General features: G+C 70.1%; 16 protein-coding genes, 1 tRNA gene, 1 other RNA gene and 1 pseudogene. 12 read left to right on the forward strand and 7 right to left on the reverse strand.

Annotated elements, in window-relative coordinates:
* Positions 1 to 185 precede the first annotated feature (185 nt).
* The 5 genes from QUE44_RS02540 (at position 186) to QUE44_RS02560 (ending at position 2,571) form a co-directional block, all read left to right on the forward strand.
* Entirely contained in the window at positions 186 to 614 is a 429-nt protein-coding gene (locus QUE44_RS02540) for a DUF3052 domain-containing protein (RefSeq protein ID WP_286215706.1), read from the forward strand.
* Positions 611 to 1,075, forward strand: coding sequence for a redoxin domain-containing protein (locus tag QUE44_RS02545; RefSeq protein ID WP_286215707.1), 465 nt, complete (start codon positions 611 to 613; stop codon positions 1,073 to 1,075). The genes QUE44_RS02540 and QUE44_RS02545 overlap by 4 nt, the downstream gene beginning before the upstream one ends.
* An 83-nt stretch (positions 1,076 to 1,158) precedes the next feature.
* Positions 1,159 to 1,785, forward strand: a complete 627-nt coding sequence (locus QUE44_RS02550; RefSeq protein ID WP_286215708.1) for a SatD family protein — start codon at positions 1,159 to 1,161, stop codon at positions 1,783 to 1,785.
* Positions 1,785 to 2,441, forward strand: coding sequence for a hypothetical protein (locus QUE44_RS02555; protein ID WP_286215709.1), 657 nt, complete (start codon positions 1,785 to 1,787; stop codon positions 2,439 to 2,441). The genes QUE44_RS02550 and QUE44_RS02555 overlap by 1 nt, the downstream gene beginning before the upstream one ends.
* Before the next feature lie 56 nt (positions 2,442 to 2,497).
* Positions 2,498 to 2,571, forward strand: a tRNA-Val gene (locus tag QUE44_RS02560).
* A gap of 18 nt (positions 2,572 to 2,589) precedes the next feature.
* On the opposite strand, the gene QUE44_RS02565 is transcribed toward QUE44_RS02560, so the two are convergent.
* Positions 2,590 to 2,871: a hypothetical protein gene (locus QUE44_RS02565; protein ID WP_286215710.1), complete on the reverse strand. Its 282-nt coding sequence runs from the start codon at positions 2,869 to 2,871 to the stop codon at positions 2,590 to 2,592.
* A 111-nt stretch (positions 2,872 to 2,982) separates the two neighbouring features.
* Positions 2,983 to 3,144: a hypothetical protein gene (locus QUE44_RS02570; RefSeq protein ID WP_286215711.1), complete on the reverse strand. Its 162-nt coding sequence runs from the start codon at positions 3,142 to 3,144 to the stop codon at positions 2,983 to 2,985.
* A gap of 73 nt (positions 3,145 to 3,217) precedes the next feature.
* On the opposite strand from QUE44_RS02570, the gene QUE44_RS02575 reads away from it, so the two are divergent.
* The 5 genes from QUE44_RS02575 to QUE44_RS02595 all read left to right on the forward strand — a co-directional run bounded on the left by QUE44_RS02575 (position 3,218) and on the right by QUE44_RS02595 (position 7,735).
* Positions 3,218 to 4,030, forward strand: coding sequence for a Nif3-like dinuclear metal center hexameric protein (locus QUE44_RS02575; RefSeq protein ID WP_286215712.1), 813 nt, complete (start codon positions 3,218 to 3,220; stop codon positions 4,028 to 4,030).
* Positions 4,031 to 4,046: 16 nt separating this feature from the next.
* Positions 4,047 to 4,784 carry a zinc ribbon domain-containing protein gene (locus tag QUE44_RS02580; protein ID WP_286215713.1) on the forward strand — a complete coding sequence of 246 codons (738 nt, stop codon included), beginning with the start codon at positions 4,047 to 4,049 and terminating at the stop codon, positions 4,782 to 4,784.
* Positions 4,785 to 4,795: 11 nt separating this feature from the next.
* Complete coding sequence (locus QUE44_RS02585) at positions 4,796 to 5,623, forward strand: histidine phosphatase family protein (protein WP_286215715.1); 828 nt, start codon at positions 4,796 to 4,798, stop codon at positions 5,621 to 5,623.
* A 24-nt stretch (positions 5,624 to 5,647) separates the two neighbouring features.
* Entirely contained in the window at positions 5,648 to 6,598 is a 951-nt protein-coding gene (locus QUE44_RS02590; RefSeq protein WP_286215716.1) for a helix-turn-helix domain-containing protein, read from the forward strand.
* A gap of 96 nt (positions 6,599 to 6,694) precedes the next feature.
* A complete protein-coding gene (locus tag QUE44_RS02595; RefSeq protein WP_286215717.1) occupies positions 6,695 to 7,735 on the forward strand; it encodes a zinc-binding dehydrogenase in 1,041 nt (346 codons plus the stop codon).
* Positions 7,736 to 7,758: 23 nt separating this feature from the next.
* Here the strand turns inward: QUE44_RS02595 and QUE44_RS02600 are convergent.
* Both QUE44_RS02600 and QUE44_RS02605 read right to left on the reverse strand, forming a co-directional pair.
* A pseudogene (locus QUE44_RS02600) lies at positions 7,759 to 8,609 on the reverse strand (formate/nitrite transporter family protein).
* A 41-nt stretch (positions 8,610 to 8,650) separates the two neighbouring features.
* Positions 8,651 to 9,424 carry a YaaA family protein gene (locus QUE44_RS02605; protein ID WP_286215718.1) on the reverse strand — a complete coding sequence of 258 codons (774 nt, stop codon included), beginning with the start codon at positions 9,422 to 9,424 and terminating at the stop codon, positions 8,651 to 8,653.
* Between the two features lie 95 nt (positions 9,425 to 9,519).
* On the opposite strand from QUE44_RS02605, the gene rnpB reads away from it, so the two are divergent.
* Both rnpB and QUE44_RS02615 read left to right on the forward strand, forming a co-directional pair.
* An RNA gene (rnpB, locus tag QUE44_RS02610) (RNase P RNA component class A) lies at positions 9,520 to 9,902 on the forward strand.
* A gap of 120 nt (positions 9,903 to 10,022) precedes the next feature.
* Positions 10,023 to 12,179, forward strand: coding sequence for a DEAD/DEAH box helicase (locus tag QUE44_RS02615; protein ID WP_286215719.1), 2,157 nt, complete (start codon positions 10,023 to 10,025; stop codon positions 12,177 to 12,179).
* Positions 12,180 to 12,181: 2 nt separating this feature from the next.
* On the opposite strand, the gene QUE44_RS02620 is transcribed toward QUE44_RS02615, so the two are convergent.
* The 3 genes from QUE44_RS02620 to QUE44_RS02630 all read right to left on the reverse strand — a co-directional run bounded on the left by QUE44_RS02620 (position 12,182) and on the right by QUE44_RS02630 (position 16,098).
* Positions 12,182 to 14,263, reverse strand: a complete 2,082-nt coding sequence (locus tag QUE44_RS02620; protein WP_350226876.1) for a putative bifunctional diguanylate cyclase/phosphodiesterase — start codon at positions 14,261 to 14,263, stop codon at positions 12,182 to 12,184.
* 459 nt (positions 14,264 to 14,722) lie between these two features.
* A complete protein-coding gene (locus QUE44_RS02625; RefSeq protein ID WP_286215721.1) occupies positions 14,723 to 15,409 on the reverse strand; it encodes a uridine kinase family protein in 687 nt (228 codons plus the stop codon).
* A complete protein-coding gene (locus tag QUE44_RS02630; RefSeq protein WP_286215722.1) occupies positions 15,406 to 16,098 on the reverse strand; it encodes a GTP pyrophosphokinase in 693 nt (230 codons plus the stop codon). Before QUE44_RS02630 ends, QUE44_RS02625 begins: the two co-directional genes overlap by 4 nt.
* Between the last annotated feature and the right edge of the window lie 14 nt (positions 16,099 to 16,112).

Below are 16,112 nucleotides of genomic sequence, written 5' to 3' on the forward strand. Positions count from 1 at the left end.
CGCGCCAGTGGGTGGGAGTTCGCGCGGCGGGTAAGCCGCCATCCCCCACATTGTTCCCACAAGTTTCGGGAATGTCACGCCAGCCTGGGACCGTGGCCGATTGCACCGTCACGCGCCGTGCCTCTACTGTGGACGCGAGGCTCGCGTTGGTGCGAGCAGAACCGTACGAAGGGGGTTCCGCCGACGTGGCGACACAGGAGGACGCGAAGGCAGCGGTTGACAATGTCATCGCGAGGCTTGGGCTGAAGCCCGGGCAGATCATCCAGGAGTTTGGCTACGACACGGACACGGACGCGGACTTCCGCGCCGCGTTCGAGGAGGCGACCGGCGAAGCGCTGGTGGACGAGGACTACGGCGACGTCACCGACGGCACGCTCGTGTGGTTCAGGGACGGCGACGACGATCTTGCCGACCTCTTGATGGACGCACAGAGCCTGCTCGACGACGGCGCGTCCGTGTGGGTGTGCACGCCCAAGGCCGGCCAGCCCGGTCACGTGCAGCCGCGCGAGGTGCAGGAGGGCGCATCGGTCGCCGGCCTGCACGCGACCTCGACGTTTGTGATTGGTGGCGGCTGGACCGCCACGCATTTGGTGGAGAAGGGTCGCAGCAAGTGACCCACCCCATGGTCGGCAGGCCCGCGCCCGCCTTCCAGATGACCGACACCCACGGCAGGACGGTGACGTCCGAGTCGCTGCTCGGCACGGCGTATCTGCTGGTGTTCGTGCCGTTTGCGTTCTCCGACACGTGCACCAACGAGCTCATCGACCTGCGCGCGGCCGATGACCTCCTGAACCGCGATGGCTTCAAGGTGATCGTGGTGAGCTGCGACTCGGTCTACACGCTCAAGGCGTGGGCCGACACCCACAGCTACAAGGCGGACCTGTTGTCCGACTTCTGGCCGCACGGAGACGTGTCGCGCCACTTCGGCGTCTTCAATGCGCGCAAGGGCCTCGCGACGCGGGGCAGCTTCCTCGTCGACGCTGAGGGCGTGGTGCGATGGGCGATCGTCAACCCGGAGGGTGAGGCGCGCGACGTCGCCGAGTACCGCGGAGCCGTGGAGACGCTGCTGGGCTGACGTGCGAGGGCCGCGGCGACCCGCGCGGAACCAGATCCGCGAAAACACTTATATCTCTCGCTTATAAGCGTTAGTGTGGGCTCATGGAACACGTCGCCGCGGTCATCGTCGACATCGTGCGCTCGCGCGCGCTTCCCGATCGCGCCTTGGCGCAGTCCCAGGTGCTCGAGGCCTTCGCGCGGGCCGAGCGCGATGCCCACGCCGTCCGCCCGCTCGCGGCGACGGTGGGAGACGAGTTCCAGGGCGTCTACCGCACGCTCGCCGATGCGCTGCGCGTCACGACTCTCGCCGCACTCGTGCTCCCCGATGGACTCGAGGTGCGCTCCGGGATCGGTTTGGGCGAGGTGGTCGAGGTCGAGGGCGACATCTCGGACGGCTCCGCGTGGTGGCGTGCGCGCGAGGCGATCGACGAGGCGCACCGCCGCGAGGATGCGGGGGAGTCCGCGGTTCGCGCCTGGTGTGTCGGAGGCGACGGGCAGGATGGTCCCATGGCCTCCGCCGTCCTGCTCCTTCGCGACCACGTGCTCGCGCGCATGAAGGCGCGCGAGCGCAGGATCGCCGCCGCCTTGCTCGAGGGTGAGCCGCAGGCGGCGATCGCGACGCGCGAGTCGATCACGCAGGCCGCCGTGTCGCAGAACGCTCACCGCTCCGGCGCGGTCGCGCTGCGCGAGGCGCTTGCGGCTCTCGAGGCGCGGGCCGGGACCGCCTGATGGCCGCCGCGATGCTGGTCGCCATGGTCGCGGGGGTTGACCTCGCGATGTGGCAGTTGCGCGGGGGAGCACGTGCGCTCGCCGTCGCAGCGTGGCTCGCCGCCGTGCTCGCGAGCGGCGTGATCCTGGGCGACGTGGCCCCGTGGTGGGCGGCAGGCGCCTCCCTGGGCGCCGCGCTGTGGGTCGCGGTGCGCACCTCGGTAGGGGCCGATGCCGCGGCGGGCGTCCTCCTCGCGGGCACCGCGGTCCTGCTCCTGGCGGGCGACGGGCCGGACCGTGCGGCGGCAATCGTCGCCACCGTCGCGGTGGCCGCCTTCCTCGCCCACGGGGCCAATGACGTGTGCCGCGACGTGATCCGGCGCGCGCGGGCGGCCCCTGAAGAGTCCGACGAGCCGGGCGACCCGCCGGCCGACCCGTCGCGGCTGCGCGGTGGCCGGTTCATCGGGCCGCTCGAGCGATGGCTGATCGTCGCGCTTGCGCTCGTAGGTGCGGAGGGCGTGATCGTGGGCCTCATGGCGGCCAAGGGAATCGGCCGCTTCCCCGAGATCTCGGGCGACAGGGCACGGGGCTCCGCCGCCGAGGAGTTCCTGGTGGGAAGCCTGGTCAGCTGGGCGCTCGCCGGCGCGGGCGCGCTGCTCATCGCGACGCTGCGGTAGCCCTACGACGCCGCGCCTGAACCCGACCACGGCATCGTCCTGCCACAATGGTCCGCGGGCCCTTAGCTCAGTTGGTTAGAGCACTGCGTTTACACCGCAGGTGTCGTCGGTTCGAGTCCGGCAGGGCCCACGCAGAGCAAGGTTGCTGTCATGCCCGCGCGTGGTCGGCGGAGGGGTAGAACACGTCCTCGGTGAGCATGAGCCGCTCGCAATAGCTGTACCGGGCGGGCACACCCAGGCACGTGGCGATGGCGCGCGCGAGCACGCGGAGGTCTCGCTCCGCGGGCAAGGCGCCGTCGGAACGGCGCAGCACCCATCGTGCGGGGGCCTCGTCGTCGGACGCCCAGGGGACCGAGGCGAAGATGCGCTCCCACCCGTACTCGCGGGCGACGGAGTACGCGGCGTCCTCGAGGTGCGAGCCGTCGAGCACGTCCTCGACGTTGAGGCAGGGCGCGTCGAGCTGCGCGTGGAGCGTGCCGGCGTTCGCGGTGAGGGTGACGATCGCGCCCGCATCGCCACGCGCGTGAAGCCCTCGAAGAGCTCAGTCCTCCTCGTCGTTGAGAGGAGCATCCGCGCGCCAGTCGATGCGGCCGATCAACCCGCTCACGATCCACACCACCGCGGCGGCTACCGCGACCCTCAGCACAAAGGCCAACACCTTGCGGCGCGCGGGCGTCAGCGCTGGAATCTCGGGTACGGGCACGCCGTCATGCCAGCTGTGCGGGCGTGCGCCATACCGGCATCGCCGGCGGGCGCGCAGCGAGTAGCCTGAGCGCATGACCTCTGTGGCCGACGTGATGGACGCGCTTGAGAGTCGCTTCCCCCTCGACCTCGCGGAGGACTGGGACGTCAACGGCCTGTGCGTGGGCAGGCCCGACGCCGCCGTGACGCGCGCGCTCTTCGCCGTCGACCCCACCCTCGCGGTGGTCGACGAGGCCGTCGAGGCCGGTTGCGACCTCATCGTGACGCACCACCCGCTGTTGCTGCGCGGGGTGACCACGGTCAACGCGGCGACGCCCAAGGGAGCCGTCATCCATGCGCTCATCGAGCACGGGATCGCGCTGTACAACGCGCACACCAACGCCGACCACGCGGGCAGCGGGGTTGCGGAGGCGCTCGCCGAGGTCCTGGGGGTGTCGGGCGCGTTGCCGCTCGTGCCGCTGAGGGACGATGCCGAACAAGGCACCGGGCGCATCGGTCGCCTGGATGCGCCGATCACCTTGCGTGCTTTCGCCGAGCGTGCGGCCGCGGTGCTCCCGCAGACCGCACACGGCGTGCGCGTCGCGGGCGACCTCGACGCGACCGTCCAGACCGTGGCCGTCGTGGGCGGCGCGGGAGACTCGTTCCTCGAGGCCGCCAGAGTCGCCGGCGCCGACGTCTACCTCACGTCCGACCTGCGTCACCACCCCGCGTCGGATGCGCGCGAGGCCGCGCTCCTCGCCGGCGGCACGCCCTTCCTCGTCGACGTCGCTCACTACGCGTCCGAGTGGACGTGGCTCGAGGCGGCCGCCGAGTACCTCGGCGACGCCACCGGCATCGACACCATCGTTTCGACCCTCATCACCGACCCCTGGACCGCGCGCTTCTAGCGCGAAGGAGTACTACGTGCCCTCAGCACCCGCAGCAGACCAGATCCGCCTCCTCGACGTGCAGGCCCTCGACCTGCGCGCGCAGCAGGCGCGCCACCGCCGCGACCACCTCCCGGTGCTCGAGCAGATCGCGGAACTCACCGCGCGGCTGGTCGACCTCGACGAGGCACGCGTGGCGAGCGCGACCCGGGCCTCCGACCTGCGCCGCGCGGTGCAGAAGGCCGAGGATGACGTGCAGTCGGTGCGCGACCGCGCCGCCCGCGACAGTGCTCGCCTCGCGTCCGGCACCGGATCGCCCAAGGACCTGCAGGCGCTGCAGGCGGAGCTCGAGATCCTGGTCCGCCGTCAGGCAGAACTCGAGGACGTCGAGCTCGAGGCGATGGAGTCGCTCGAGCAGGCGGAGTCGGAGCATGCCTCCGCCAAGGAGCAGGTCGATGCCATCACCGCGCAGATCGCGGAGCTCGCCGTCGAGCGCGACGCGGCGTGGGCCCAGATCGATGCCGAGCTGGCCGGGCTGGCCGCCGAGCGTGAGGCGGCCGCGGCTGGCCTCGACGCAGGCCTGCTCGCGCTCTACGTCAAGTTGCGCGATGCGCACGGTGGAATCGGCGCCGCTGCGCTCGCGCAGGGCCAGTGCCTCGGATGCCGCATGCCGATGAACCCCGGCGACCTGCGCGACATCGAGGCGAAGTCGCCCGACACGATTGTGCGCTGCGAGGAGTGTGGCCGCATCCTCGTGCGCGGCGCGGGCAAGTAGGCGGCACAGCGATGACGGACACGCACGTCGAGCCGCCGGTGCCCCACCGGCCCCATCCACTGCCCGAGGGAACGGACCTGGACGCCGACTCTCCGGCGACCCCGGCATCGTCCTCTCAGGCGCGCGTTCAGTCGCCGTTCTCTCCCCACGAGGACGACCTGGTCGCACCCCTCACGCTCGTGTTGGTGCGCCACGGCGTCACGGAGATGACCACGTCGCGGCGCATGTCGGGTGGGGGAGTGCCTGGCCCGCCGCTCAGCGCCCCGGGCCGCGTGCAGGCCGCGAAGGCCGCCGACCTCGCGTACGGGATCGGTAGACGCACGTGGATGAACCTTCCGCATGTGACGCGCGTGCTCGCGTCGCCGCTGGTGAGGACGCAGGAGACCGCCGCGGCGATCGGCCGCAGGGTGGGTGCACACGTCGAGACGGAGGAGCGGCTGCGCGAGGTCGTGTTCGGGGACTGGGAGGGTCTCACGGTCCCCGAGATCGTCGAGCGCGACGGCGACGCGATCCACCACTGGAGGCGTGCGGAGACGCTCGCGCCCGGCGGGGAGTCGATCACCCAGGTGGGCGAGCGGGGCTACGCGCTCGTCGAGGAGCTCGCGCGTGACCACGCGGCGGAGTGCATGGCGGGCCGCGACGTGGCACGGGGCATCGCGCTCGTCTCGCATGCGGTGGCGATCAAGTCGATCGTGGGCACCGCGCTCGGGATGCCGGCCTCGCACTGGGGCGCCATCTGGCCGTCGCCCGCGTCGATCACGATCCTGCAGGTGCGTGCGCGGCGCGATGGGACGATCGCCGAGCAGCACGTGCTGTGCGTGGGTGCGCCGGTCGAGTGACGCGCGGCGACCGACGCCCGCCGCGTGAGGGCGCTTCGTCAGCGGGGTACCGGCAGGGACTCCCAAGTGTGGGGGAGCGCTCTTAGCCTGGGAGACATGACCGTTTCCCGCGAGGATGTCCGCGAGTTCCTCGTGACGCGCCGTGCGCGCGTCACTCCCGCCATGGTGGGCCTGCCCGAGGGCGGTGCGCGCCGCGTTCCTGGGCTGCGCCGCGGCGAGGTCGCGATCCTCGCCGGCGTGAGCGTCGAGTACTACACGAAGGTCGAGCGCGGGGACCTGCGCGGGGTCTCCGACGAGGTGCTGGAGGCGATCGCCTCCGCACTGCGCATGGACGATGCCGAGCGCGCCCACCTCTTCGACCTCGCCAGGGTGGCGAATGCGGGCGCGCGCGCCAGACGGCGCGCCGCGCCACGCCCCCGGATGCGCGAGGGGCTGCGCCACCTGTTGGACGCGACCACGGATGCCGCGGGCGTGGTCGGCAACGCGCGCGGGGAGATTGTCGCGACCAACGCGCTCGCGCGGGCGCTCTACGACCCCCTCTTCAGGGCTCAGGGTGACGCTGTGAGCTACCCGCGATTCGTCTTTCTCGATCCCGCCTCACGCGTGTTCTACCCCGACTGGGAGGACATCGCCGACGGCTCCGTCGCGAGCCTGCGGACCGCGGCCGGGCGCGACCCGTTCGACCGGGCGATCTCCGACCTCGTGGGAGAGCTGTCGACGCGATCCGACGAATTCCGCGTGCGCTGGGCTCGTCACGACGTGCGCCTCCACATTCAGGGGCTCAAGCGACTTGTCCATCCTGTTGTCGGCATGCTTGAACTCGAGTACAACGTGCTCGAGCTTCCGGCGGACCCCGGGCTTGGACTGACCTTCTACACCGCCGCCCCAGGATCGGACTCCGCCGAGCGGCTGCGTCTGCTCGCGAGCTGGTGGGCGACTCAGCAGGCCGCGAGTCGTGACGCCCCTGCGATCTAGGGGTACCGCCGGTACCCCTGTCGAGCGAGACTCCCGCCACCCCGGCATCGTCGCGATGCTTGAGCCGTTCCCTCCATCCCTGACACAAGGAGAACCATGCGAGCCACCTTTATGTTCGGTGCGGGCGACGTCCGCGTCATCGAGGTCCCCGACCCGCGGATCGAGGCGCCCACCGACGCGGTCATCCGCGTGGTGCGCGGCTGCATCTGCGGCTCCGACCTCCACCCGTTCCACTCGATGCCCGCGTCGGAGACAGGCAGGCACATGGGGCACGAGGCGATCGGCGTGGTCGAGGAGATCGGCTCCGAGGTCCGCACGCTGACCAAGGGCGACTTCGTCATCGTGCCGTTCGGCATCCAGGACAACACCTGTGTGTTCTGCCGCGAGGGCTTCCCCACGTCGTGCGTGCACGGCTCGTGGCTGAGCGGCGGGCAGGGCGAGGCGCTCCGCCTGGCGCAGGCCGACGGCACCGCGGTTAAGGTCCCCGGCGTCGACCCGGACACCGCCGACGACGCGCTGCTGGCGTCGCTGCTCACGCTGTCCGACGTCTACCTGACCGGATGGCACGCCGCCCACATGGGCCGCGTCGCTCCGGGCAAGACCGTCACCGTGATCGGTGACGGCGCGGTGGGACTGTCCGCGGTGCTGTCTGCCCGGGAGAAGGGCGCCGAGCGCATCATCCTCATGGGTCGCCACGCGTCGCGCACCACCCTCGGCCGCGAATGGGGCGCCACGGACGTGGTGTCCGCGCGCGGCGCCGAGGGCATCGCGGAGGTCATGGAGCTCACGGGTGGCGAGGGTAGCCATGTGGTACTCGAAGCCGTGGGGCACATGCCCGCGTACGAGCAGTCGTACGGCGTGGTGCGGCCCGGCGGCGTGATCTCCCGCGTGGGCGTGCCGCAGTACGAGGACGCTCCCGTGGGATTCGGTTCGCTGTTCGGCAAGAACGTGACGCTGACCGGCGGCCCGGCGCCCGTGCGCGCCTACATCGAGGCTGCCATCCCGGAGGTTCTCGAGGGTCGCATCGAGCCGGGCAGGGTCTTCGACATGACGGTCGGCCTCGACGGGGTGCCCGCGGGCTACGCGGCGATGGACGCGCGTGAGGCCCTCAAGGTCATGATCGACCCGCGCGCATAGCGAACGCGCCTGGCCCCCGGTCGCTACTCGCTGGGGGTCAGGCCGCGGCGCAGCAGGTGCTTGCGGTCGTCGTTGGCGTACGCGTAGTAGTAGCCGATCAACAGTCCGCCGCCCACGAAGTTGCCGGCGAGCACGATCGCGAGGTTGCCCAGCGCGAGACCCACATCGATGCCATCGTGAAGACCGACGATCGTGAACAGCACCGTGTTGGCGACGGAGTGCTCAAAGCCCAGGAACGCGAACACGAACACGCTCATGATCATCGCGAGCGACTTCATAAAGTCGTCCTTGATCATGCCGTTGTAGACCAGCAGCATCGCGAGGTTGATCATGAAGTTACAGAGCACCGCGCGCACAAACAGGTCCGACCAGCCCGCGAGGCCCTCCGCGACGAGACCCACCTTGTGATCAACGGAGTGCGCCATCTGCTCACCGATCGCACCGTCCGCGAGGCTCGAGCCCAGCACGAGGAGCGCGACGGCGAGGCCGCCCACGAAGTTGCCGCCGTAACACAGGAGGAGGATGCGCAGGGACTTGAGGGGGTGGTGCGCCGGTAGTACGCGCCGATCGACACGATCATCATGTTCGACGTCAGGAGTTCGGACTTGCTGTAGTAGATGAACACCAGCGCGAAGCCGAACACCAGTCCGCCGACCATCTTGCCGAGTCCCAGCGAGTCGTCGCCGAGAGCGCCAAACGTCGACACCACGGTGTAGTACGCCAGGTACATGACGCCAATCAGGCCGCCGGCCATGGCCGCACGCATGAGGTAGACGCGCGCCAGGGTCCCGCTCATGGCGGTCTTGGTATCGAGCGCGTCCAGCACCGTCGAGATGAAGTACTTGCCAGGAAACAGCTGGCTTTGATCGGTCATGGGCCTAGGTTCTCACGGCGCGCTGCGCGTCGGTCGGGACCTCAGCCCGCGATGACCAGAGTGAGCTCGTCCGGGCCCTTGGCTCGCGGGGTCAGCGCCACGTCCACGAGCGCGTCTCCGATCATCCCTGCCGCGGCATCGGCGAGGTCCTGCGCGGTCTCGGGCAGGGCATCGTCCCTCAGCAGGTGTGCCGTGAGTAGTCCGCGCGTGTGCTTGGCCATGTGGCTCACGACCGCGCGCTTGCCCGCCAGCTCGCGCTGGACGCCCACGGAGACCCACGGGGAGGCGGCGGGCCGGAAGGCCGCGACGTAGCTCGCGCTGCGGCAGTCGATCACGAGGCGGCCGTCCGCGACGGCGTCGAGCTCGCGGGGGAGATGGCGTCGCCACAGCGCCGCGAGCGGGCCGATGCGACCCAGGCTCGTGCCCATCGACAGGCGGTAGGCGGGGATGGGGTCGGCGGGGGAGACGGCGCCCCACAGCGCGGAGACGATGCGCACGTGAGCCCGCGCGCGCTCAAGGGTGGGCGCGTCCCACGTCGCCATGCCTGCCGCGTCGTACAGGACGCCGGAGTAGACGGTGGCGGCCCGTGCAGCGGGGTTGTCCCACAGGGTGCGGTTGCGCTCGATCTCGGGGCTCAGACTGGGTCCGACGCCGAGCACCTCGCTCGCGTTGCGCTGGCCGCTCACCCTGACGAGGGCGTCGCCCACGCGGCGTCGGTGATCCTCGAGCGCGGGGTGGGACAGGGACGAAAGGTCCACGGGGGCGCCGGAGGCGGGGGCGGTCTTGCCCTCGGAGGGCGGGAGCAGGATCAGCACGGGGACCAGGGTAGGGGCTGCGTGCACGTGTCGCGGTTCGTGCGTGCGGAGACGATGCGGTGGCAGGGTCGCGCCCGGTACGCTGGGCATGCGGATGAGTTGGCCAGGCGACCGCGCGGTCCTTCGGGGTCTCGAGGAACGTCCGGGCTCCGCAGGGCAGGGTGATGGCTAACGGCCACCCGGGGTAACCCGCGGGACAGTGCCACAGAAAGGAAACCGCCTCTCGGCGCCTTCGGGCACGGGGAGGTAAGGGTGAAAGGGTGAGGTAAGAGCTCACCGCGCTGCCGGTGACGGGAGCGGCACGGTAAACCCCACCCGGAGCAAGGCCAGACAGGATGCGTTCGAGGGCTGCCCGCCCGAGCATCCGGGTAGGCTGCTTGAGCCCTGGAGCAATCCAGGGCCTAGATGGATGGTCGCCCCTCGCGCTGCGGCAACGCGGCGTGAGTGACAGAACCCGGCGTATCGGCCAGCTCATCCGCATTGAGGCGATGACCCGGGGCACCGTGACGGTGCCCCCGGGTGTGCGAGGCGAAGGCCGGCGCATCCCCGTGAGAAGTGGCGCGGCGCACGTGCGACGCGCAGGACAGCAGGAGGCAAGGTGTCACGACCAGGCCAGTCGGGCCAGCGGCGCAGCCGCGCGCGCACCGATGCCGGGACCTCACGCCGTCGCGCCACGCGCGCGGCCGACCAGGACCTCATCGCGATCCTCGCGGGGATCGCCAGAGACGTCGACCGCGTCGTGCAGCGCCCGCCGACGCGTCCCGCGCTACGGACCAAGTTCCAGGTCGTGGCGCTCTTGGCGCGCGAGGAGCGCGCACGCGTCAAGGCGGACGAGGCCATGTCCGTATCGCGTCGCGGCGAGGAGCTCAAGCGACTCGACGGCGTGGCCACGCTGCTGGCCAAGATCGCCGCGCGTGACACGTCGCTCCTGGCGCTGCTGGCCGAGGACGCGCGCGTGTCCGACGCCGCGCGCGCCTACAAGGCCACGGTGCTGGGTGCCGCCGGACGGGAGGCTCCCGAGGAGCCCGAGCCGCCGGCGCCGAGCGAACCGACTCCCGCGCAGGAGAAGCGCGTGGTGCCGCAGTCCGCGATCTCTCGCCAGCTCGCCAACCCCTTCCTTGCCCCCGATTTCTCGGCGGCCAGCGAGCGCGTGACGGCACGGCCGCGGCGACTCGCCGGGTGGGAGCTGCTCGAGCCGCTGTTCAGGTCCTTCGAGCACGACACCAACGGGGTGCGCGCGTGCATGGAGCTGCCCGAGCCGGACTCGCTCACGGCGCGGTCGATCCCCGTCCCGCTCGGCCGCGCGCTCATGCCGCACCAGGCCCAGGTCGTGGCGGCGTCGTCGCGCGGTCACCGTACCTTCCTGCTCGCGGACGAGCCCGGCCTGGGCAAGACCGCGCAGGCGCTGCTCGCCGCCGAGGCGGCCGATGCCTACCCGCTGCTCGTCGTGGTCCCCAACGTCGTCAAGACCAACTGGGCGCACGAGGTCTCGCTGTGGACCCCGCATCGGCGCGCGAGCGTGGTCCATGGCGACGGCGAGGACGTCGACGCCTTCGCCGACGTGGTGATCGTCAACTACGACATCCTCGATCGGCACGTGGGCTGGTTCGGCGACCTGGGCTTCCGCGGCATGGTGGTCGACGAGGCACACTTCATCAAGAATCGGTCCTCGCAGCGCTCGCAGCACGTGCTCGCGCTCGCGCAGCGGATCCGCGAGCGCGCTGCGCGCCCGCTGCTCATGGCCCTCACGGGTACGCCGCTCATCAACGACATCGAGGACTTCCGGGCGATCTGGCAGTTCCTGGGCTGGATCGACGACGACAAGCCGCTCGGCGCGCTGATGGCGGCCCTCGAGGACACGGGACTCATCCCCACCGACCGTGGTTTCTACGCCGCGGCGCGCGCGGCCGTGATCGACATGGGAATCGTGCGCCGCCGCAAGGCCGACGTCGCCGCCGACATCCCCGCACGCCGCGTCGCCGACCTTCCCGTCGAGCTCGACGGACCCGTGGGACGGTCGATTCGCGCCGCCGAGGCCGCCCTCGCGAGCCGCATGGTCGACAGCTACCGCCGGGCCGTCGCCGCGCGCCCGGACCACGCCGACGACGGCGGGATCGACCTCGAGCTGGCGCGCCGCGTCGCGGCGGCGGAGCTCAAGGACGCGAGCTCGAAGACCTCGGGCGAGAACGTCTTCACGATGGTCCGGCGCATCGGCCAGGCGAAGGCTGGACTTGCGGCCGACTACGCCGTCCAGTTGGTGCGCAACGTGGGCAAGGTGGTGTTCTTTGCCAAGCACATCGACGTCATGGACCAGGCGGAGCAGATCTTTGCCGACCGCGGCATCCGGTTCGCCTCGATCAGGGGCGACCAGACCGCCAAGGTGCGCGAGAAGAACGTCACCGCGTTCACCGAGGACCCCGAGGTGTCGATCGTGGTGTGCTCGCTGATGGCGGCGGGAGTGGGGCTCAACCTGCAGGTGGCCTCGAACCTGGTCCTCGCGGAGCTGTCGTGGACCGATGCCGAGCAGACCCAGGCGATCGACCGCATCCACAGGATCGGCCAGTCCGAGCCCGTCACCGCGTGGCGCATCATCGCCGCGCAGACCATCGACGCGAAGATTGCCGAGCTCATCGACGCCAAGTCCGGGCTCGCCGCTCAGGCGCTCGACGGCGTCGCTGTCGAGGAGGGCGACTCGTCGACGGACGTGCAACTCGAGGCGCTCGTCGCGCTCCTCGTGGAGGCCCTGGAGGACTGAGGCTAGGCCTGCGGGAACGCCGCGAGGTGCGCCTCGACCCACGCCTCGAATGACTCGGGGTCGAGTGGTCGCGAGAAGTGGTAACCCTGGGCGAGGTCCGCTCCCAGGTCGGTGAGCAGATCGACCTCGGCCTGTGACTCGACGCCCTCCGCGACGGTCCGCAGGCCGAAGTTGCGGGCGAGCTGGGCGATGGTCGCCACCAGGTCGCGGTCACGGGCGTGGTGGGTGCTCTGGCTCACGAATCCGCGATCGATCTTCAGATAGTCGAGAGGAAAGTCGCGCAGGTACTGCAGCGAGCTGTAGCCGGTGCCGAAGTCGTCGATCGCGATCTGTACGCCTAGCTCCCTCAACTGGTGGAGGCGCGCGACGGCGATGTCGACGCGGCTCGCGATCGATTCCGTGATCTCGAGCACCAGCAGGTGGGGGTCGATGCCGGTTGTCGCGAGGGTGCGCTCAAGGTGGCCGACGAACCCGTCATCGCCAAACTGGCTCATCGAAATATTGACTGAGACGGTCAGCTCCCACCCTCGGCGGGTCCACTCGGCGAGTTGACGGCATGCGGTCTCGATGACCCACCGTCCCATCTCGCCGATGAGTCCCGTGTCCTCGGCGACCGGGATGAAGGTGTCGGGAGACACTGCGCCGAGCGTGGCGCTGTTCCAGCGCATGAGCGCCTCCGCGCCGTGGAGTTCACCGGTGGGAAGTGACACTTGGGGCTGATACACGACAGAGAGTTCATCGCGCTGGAGGGCGCGGCGCAGCTCAAGTTCAATGTGGACCCGGCGGTCATCGTCGGGGGTCGCTATGGACCGGTAGAGCGCGACCTGGTTCAAGCCTCGCCGTTTTGCGCCGTACAGCGCGGTCTCAGCGTTGCGCATCTGCGTTTCCGCATCGCACCCATCGTCGGGGTAGGTGCTGATGCCAAGTGTCGCCGAGATCGTGACCTCGTGCCCGCCCAGCATGAGCGGGGCGCGCACAAGCTCGCGGAGGTCCTCGGCGACGGCGGTCGCCACGTGGGGATCGCCGGAGTCCAACGTGAGAATGAAGCCGTCGCCGGCGTAGCGGTACACGGTCGCGCGGTCAGAGAGGCGGTGAGCGAGCCGCTGGGCGATCGAGGTGAGCAGCATGTCGCCCGTGTCACGGCCCCACGTGTCGTTGACGGACTTGAGCCGGTCGAGGTCCATCGCGATCACGGCGAACGGGCGGCCGTCGGCGACGCGGTGTGCGATGTCTTCTGCTGCTGCGTTTCGGTTTCCCAGGCCAGTGAGCGAGTCGGTGTAGGCCATGATGCTGAGCTCTCGCTCGAGTCGCTTCTGCTGCGTGATGTCCTTGCCCACGCAGTGAATGCCACGGGTCTCGCCGTCAATGATGATGGGAATGAGCGTGATGTGGAGGTCCACCACCTCGCCCGCACGGTTGTACATCGCCGTCTCGTACTGGCGCGTTTCACCTTCCAAGGCCCGCGTGAACTCGGCGAGCACAAAGTCCCGCTGATCGGGCACGAGCAGCGGGACGTACGTGAGCTCGCGCAGTTCCCTCTCGGAGTAGCCCGTGAGCGCCTCGGTCGCGGGGTTGAGGTACTCGTAGCCGCCCTCCGTGTCAAAGGAGACCACCGAATCGACGTTGTCTTCGAACAGCGCGCGGTAGCGTTGCTCGCTTTCCTGAAGTCGCCGTTCCGTTGCATTGCGCTCTGTCACGTCGCGCGCTTGGACAAACACGCCCGCGACTTCATCGCCCTCGATCATGGGCAGTGCCAACATGTCGAGGTCCCTCACCTCGCCCGCACTGTCCGTGAGCGACAGCTCGAATCGCTGTACCTCTCCCTCGAGGAGCCGCCGGAAGACGCCCTGCGCGAGCGGGAGTTGTGACTCGTGCACCCGCTGTTCATAGCCGCCGCGCATCAGGTCATCACGACTGAAGCCCAGTATCCGTTCACCTGCAGGATTGATCTCCATCAGGTGGCCGTCGCGATCAAGAACGATGTTCGCATCCGGCGTGTGGTGAAACATCCCCCGGAACCAGTCGTATGTCCGCTGAACCTGCGCACCGATCTCATCGCCCGACAGGTCCCGCACATAGACCACGTGGGAGCGAGAGGGATCCGGCCCCCGAGCGGCACGACGGTGACCACCACCGGGCGGCGCGTGCCGTCCATCGCCGGCCGAGACCCGGGAAGCTCAACCACGTCCCGTGCCTCGTCAGCGGTGACCCCGCCCAGAGGCGCGTCGAGCAGGGTGCGAAGGTCAGCCCCGCGGACGTCGCGTGTCTCGCCCACCGCTTGCACGAAGGCGGCGTTGGCTTCAGCGACGATCCACGGCGTCTTGCCCACCGCGCTCGTGAGGGCTGCGGGCATTGGCAGGTGATGGAGTGCGGGATCGAGTCTCACGAGATCCTCCTCCGGGCCGGACCGCGCGCCCGTTCACCGGGAGATCGATGACGGTCGTGCCGTGCTTTGCTCGTTTCCAGCACCCTAGCAACGAGCGTGCTGCGCGTGCCTGCGATCCCGTGAGGTGTTGGTCACCCGATGCCCGATCAGGGCACCGTTAGCCTCGCAGGGGACCCCGCGCGATCGCCAGCTCACCCTCACCGAGACCGTTGAACCGAGGCACAGGCGTCCCCGCGACCACCGCGAGCGCGTGCTCCCACGGTCGTTGGGAGGCAAAGAACGGAGTCTCGTGCGACGTCCACTCGCGCCAGAACGCCCGTGCCTCATCCTCGTCGCCATTGGTGCCCTCGGCGACGTCGCGCGCGACGCCGCGCCGTTCGGCCTCCACCACGTCCGCCTGCACCCACACCGTCGCATCGACGAGGTCCGCGTACTCCTGCTGACGAGCACCCGCACCCTCGACCACGACGGCGCGCAGTCCCGCCGGCACCGCGATCGACCCCTCGCGGCCTCGCGCCACCCACTGCGGCGGGCGGAAGTCGACCGCCTCGCCGCGGTGCAGGGGCTCGAGCACGCCCACTCGCAGCAGCCCGCCCCACCCGAAGAACGGCTCGTGCCACGCGAGATCATCCGTGTGCACCACGGCCGCGGGTCCCAGCTCCGCGGCCAGCAGGCGCGCGAGCGTCGACTTGCCCGCTCCGCCTCGCCCGTCGACGGCGACCACCCACGGCCGTCCGGGTGCCCGCCCTGCGAGCCCCAGCATCGTCGCGAGGGACGCGACCGTACCGCACTCGAACGGTCCCGCCGGCGGCTCGCCCGCGGGGAGCGTCATCGAGGCCGTCACGACCGGTCGCCGTGGAGCTGACGGTGCAGGCGCTCCATGCGCGCGTCGAGCTCGGTCGCGGTGGCGGCCGCGGACTTCAGCTCGTCGAGCAGTCCGTCGGGCACCGCCGCCGAGTACTTGTAGTAAATCTTGTGCTCGAGGCTCGCCCAGAAGTCCATCGCGATGGTCCGAAACTGCACCTCGACGGGGACCGACACGCGCTCCGAGGACAGGAACACGGGGATCTCGATCACCGCATGCAGGCTCTGGTAGCCGTTGGGCTTGGGGTGCGCGATGTAGTCCTTGACACTGCGCACCGTGACGTCGTCCTGCTGCGTGAGCAGGTCGAAGAGCCGGTAGACGTCCGTCGAGAACGCGCACGTGACGCGCACGCCGGCGATGTCGGTGATCTGCTCGCGGACCGTCGCGAGCTCGAACGTGAGGCCCTTGCGGCGCAGCTTGTCGACCAGGCTCTCGGGCGCCTTGACGCGGCTCGAGATGTGCTCGATCGGGTTGTAGTCGTGCAGCGAGAGGAACTCGTCACGCAGGATGGACAGCTTGGTCTCGATCTCGCGCAGCCCGAACTCGTACTGCAGCAGGAAACGCTGCAGTTCCTGGCTGAGGTCCCGCAGCTGCTCGGAGGTCACCGAGCCCGCGCCGGTGCTGAGCAGCGAGATGGCCTGAGAGGAGGCGGGATCCGGGTCGGGCATGAGTGTCCTTGTCG

Origin of the sequence: Demequina sediminis (assembly GCF_030296675.1) — a bacterium.
In the GTDB taxonomy this organism is placed as follows: Bacteria; Actinomycetota; Actinomycetes; order Actinomycetales; family Demequinaceae; genus Demequina; species Demequina sediminis.

Excerpts from the sequence above, each read along its gene's own strand:
- QUE44_RS02550 (WP_286215708.1), top strand. The coding sequence starts at position 1,159 with ATGGAACACGTCGCCGCGGTCATCGTCGACATCGTGCGCTCGCGCGCG.
- QUE44_RS02555 (WP_286215709.1), top strand. The coding sequence starts at position 1,785 with ATGGCCGCCGCGATGCTGGTCGCCATGGTCGCGGGGGTTGACCTCGCG.
- QUE44_RS02575 (WP_286215712.1), top strand. The coding sequence starts at position 3,218 with ATGACCTCTGTGGCCGACGTGATGGACGCGCTTGAGAGTCGCTTCCCC.
- QUE44_RS02585 (WP_286215715.1), top strand. The coding sequence starts at position 4,796 with ATGACGGACACGCACGTCGAGCCGCCGGTGCCCCACCGGCCCCATCCA.
- QUE44_RS02595 (WP_286215717.1), top strand. The coding sequence starts at position 6,695 with ATGCGAGCCACCTTTATGTTCGGTGCGGGCGACGTCCGCGTCATCGAG.
- QUE44_RS02630 (WP_286215722.1), bottom strand. The coding sequence starts at position 16,098 with ATGCCCGACCCGGATCCCGCCTCCTCTCAGGCCATCTCGCTGCTCAGC.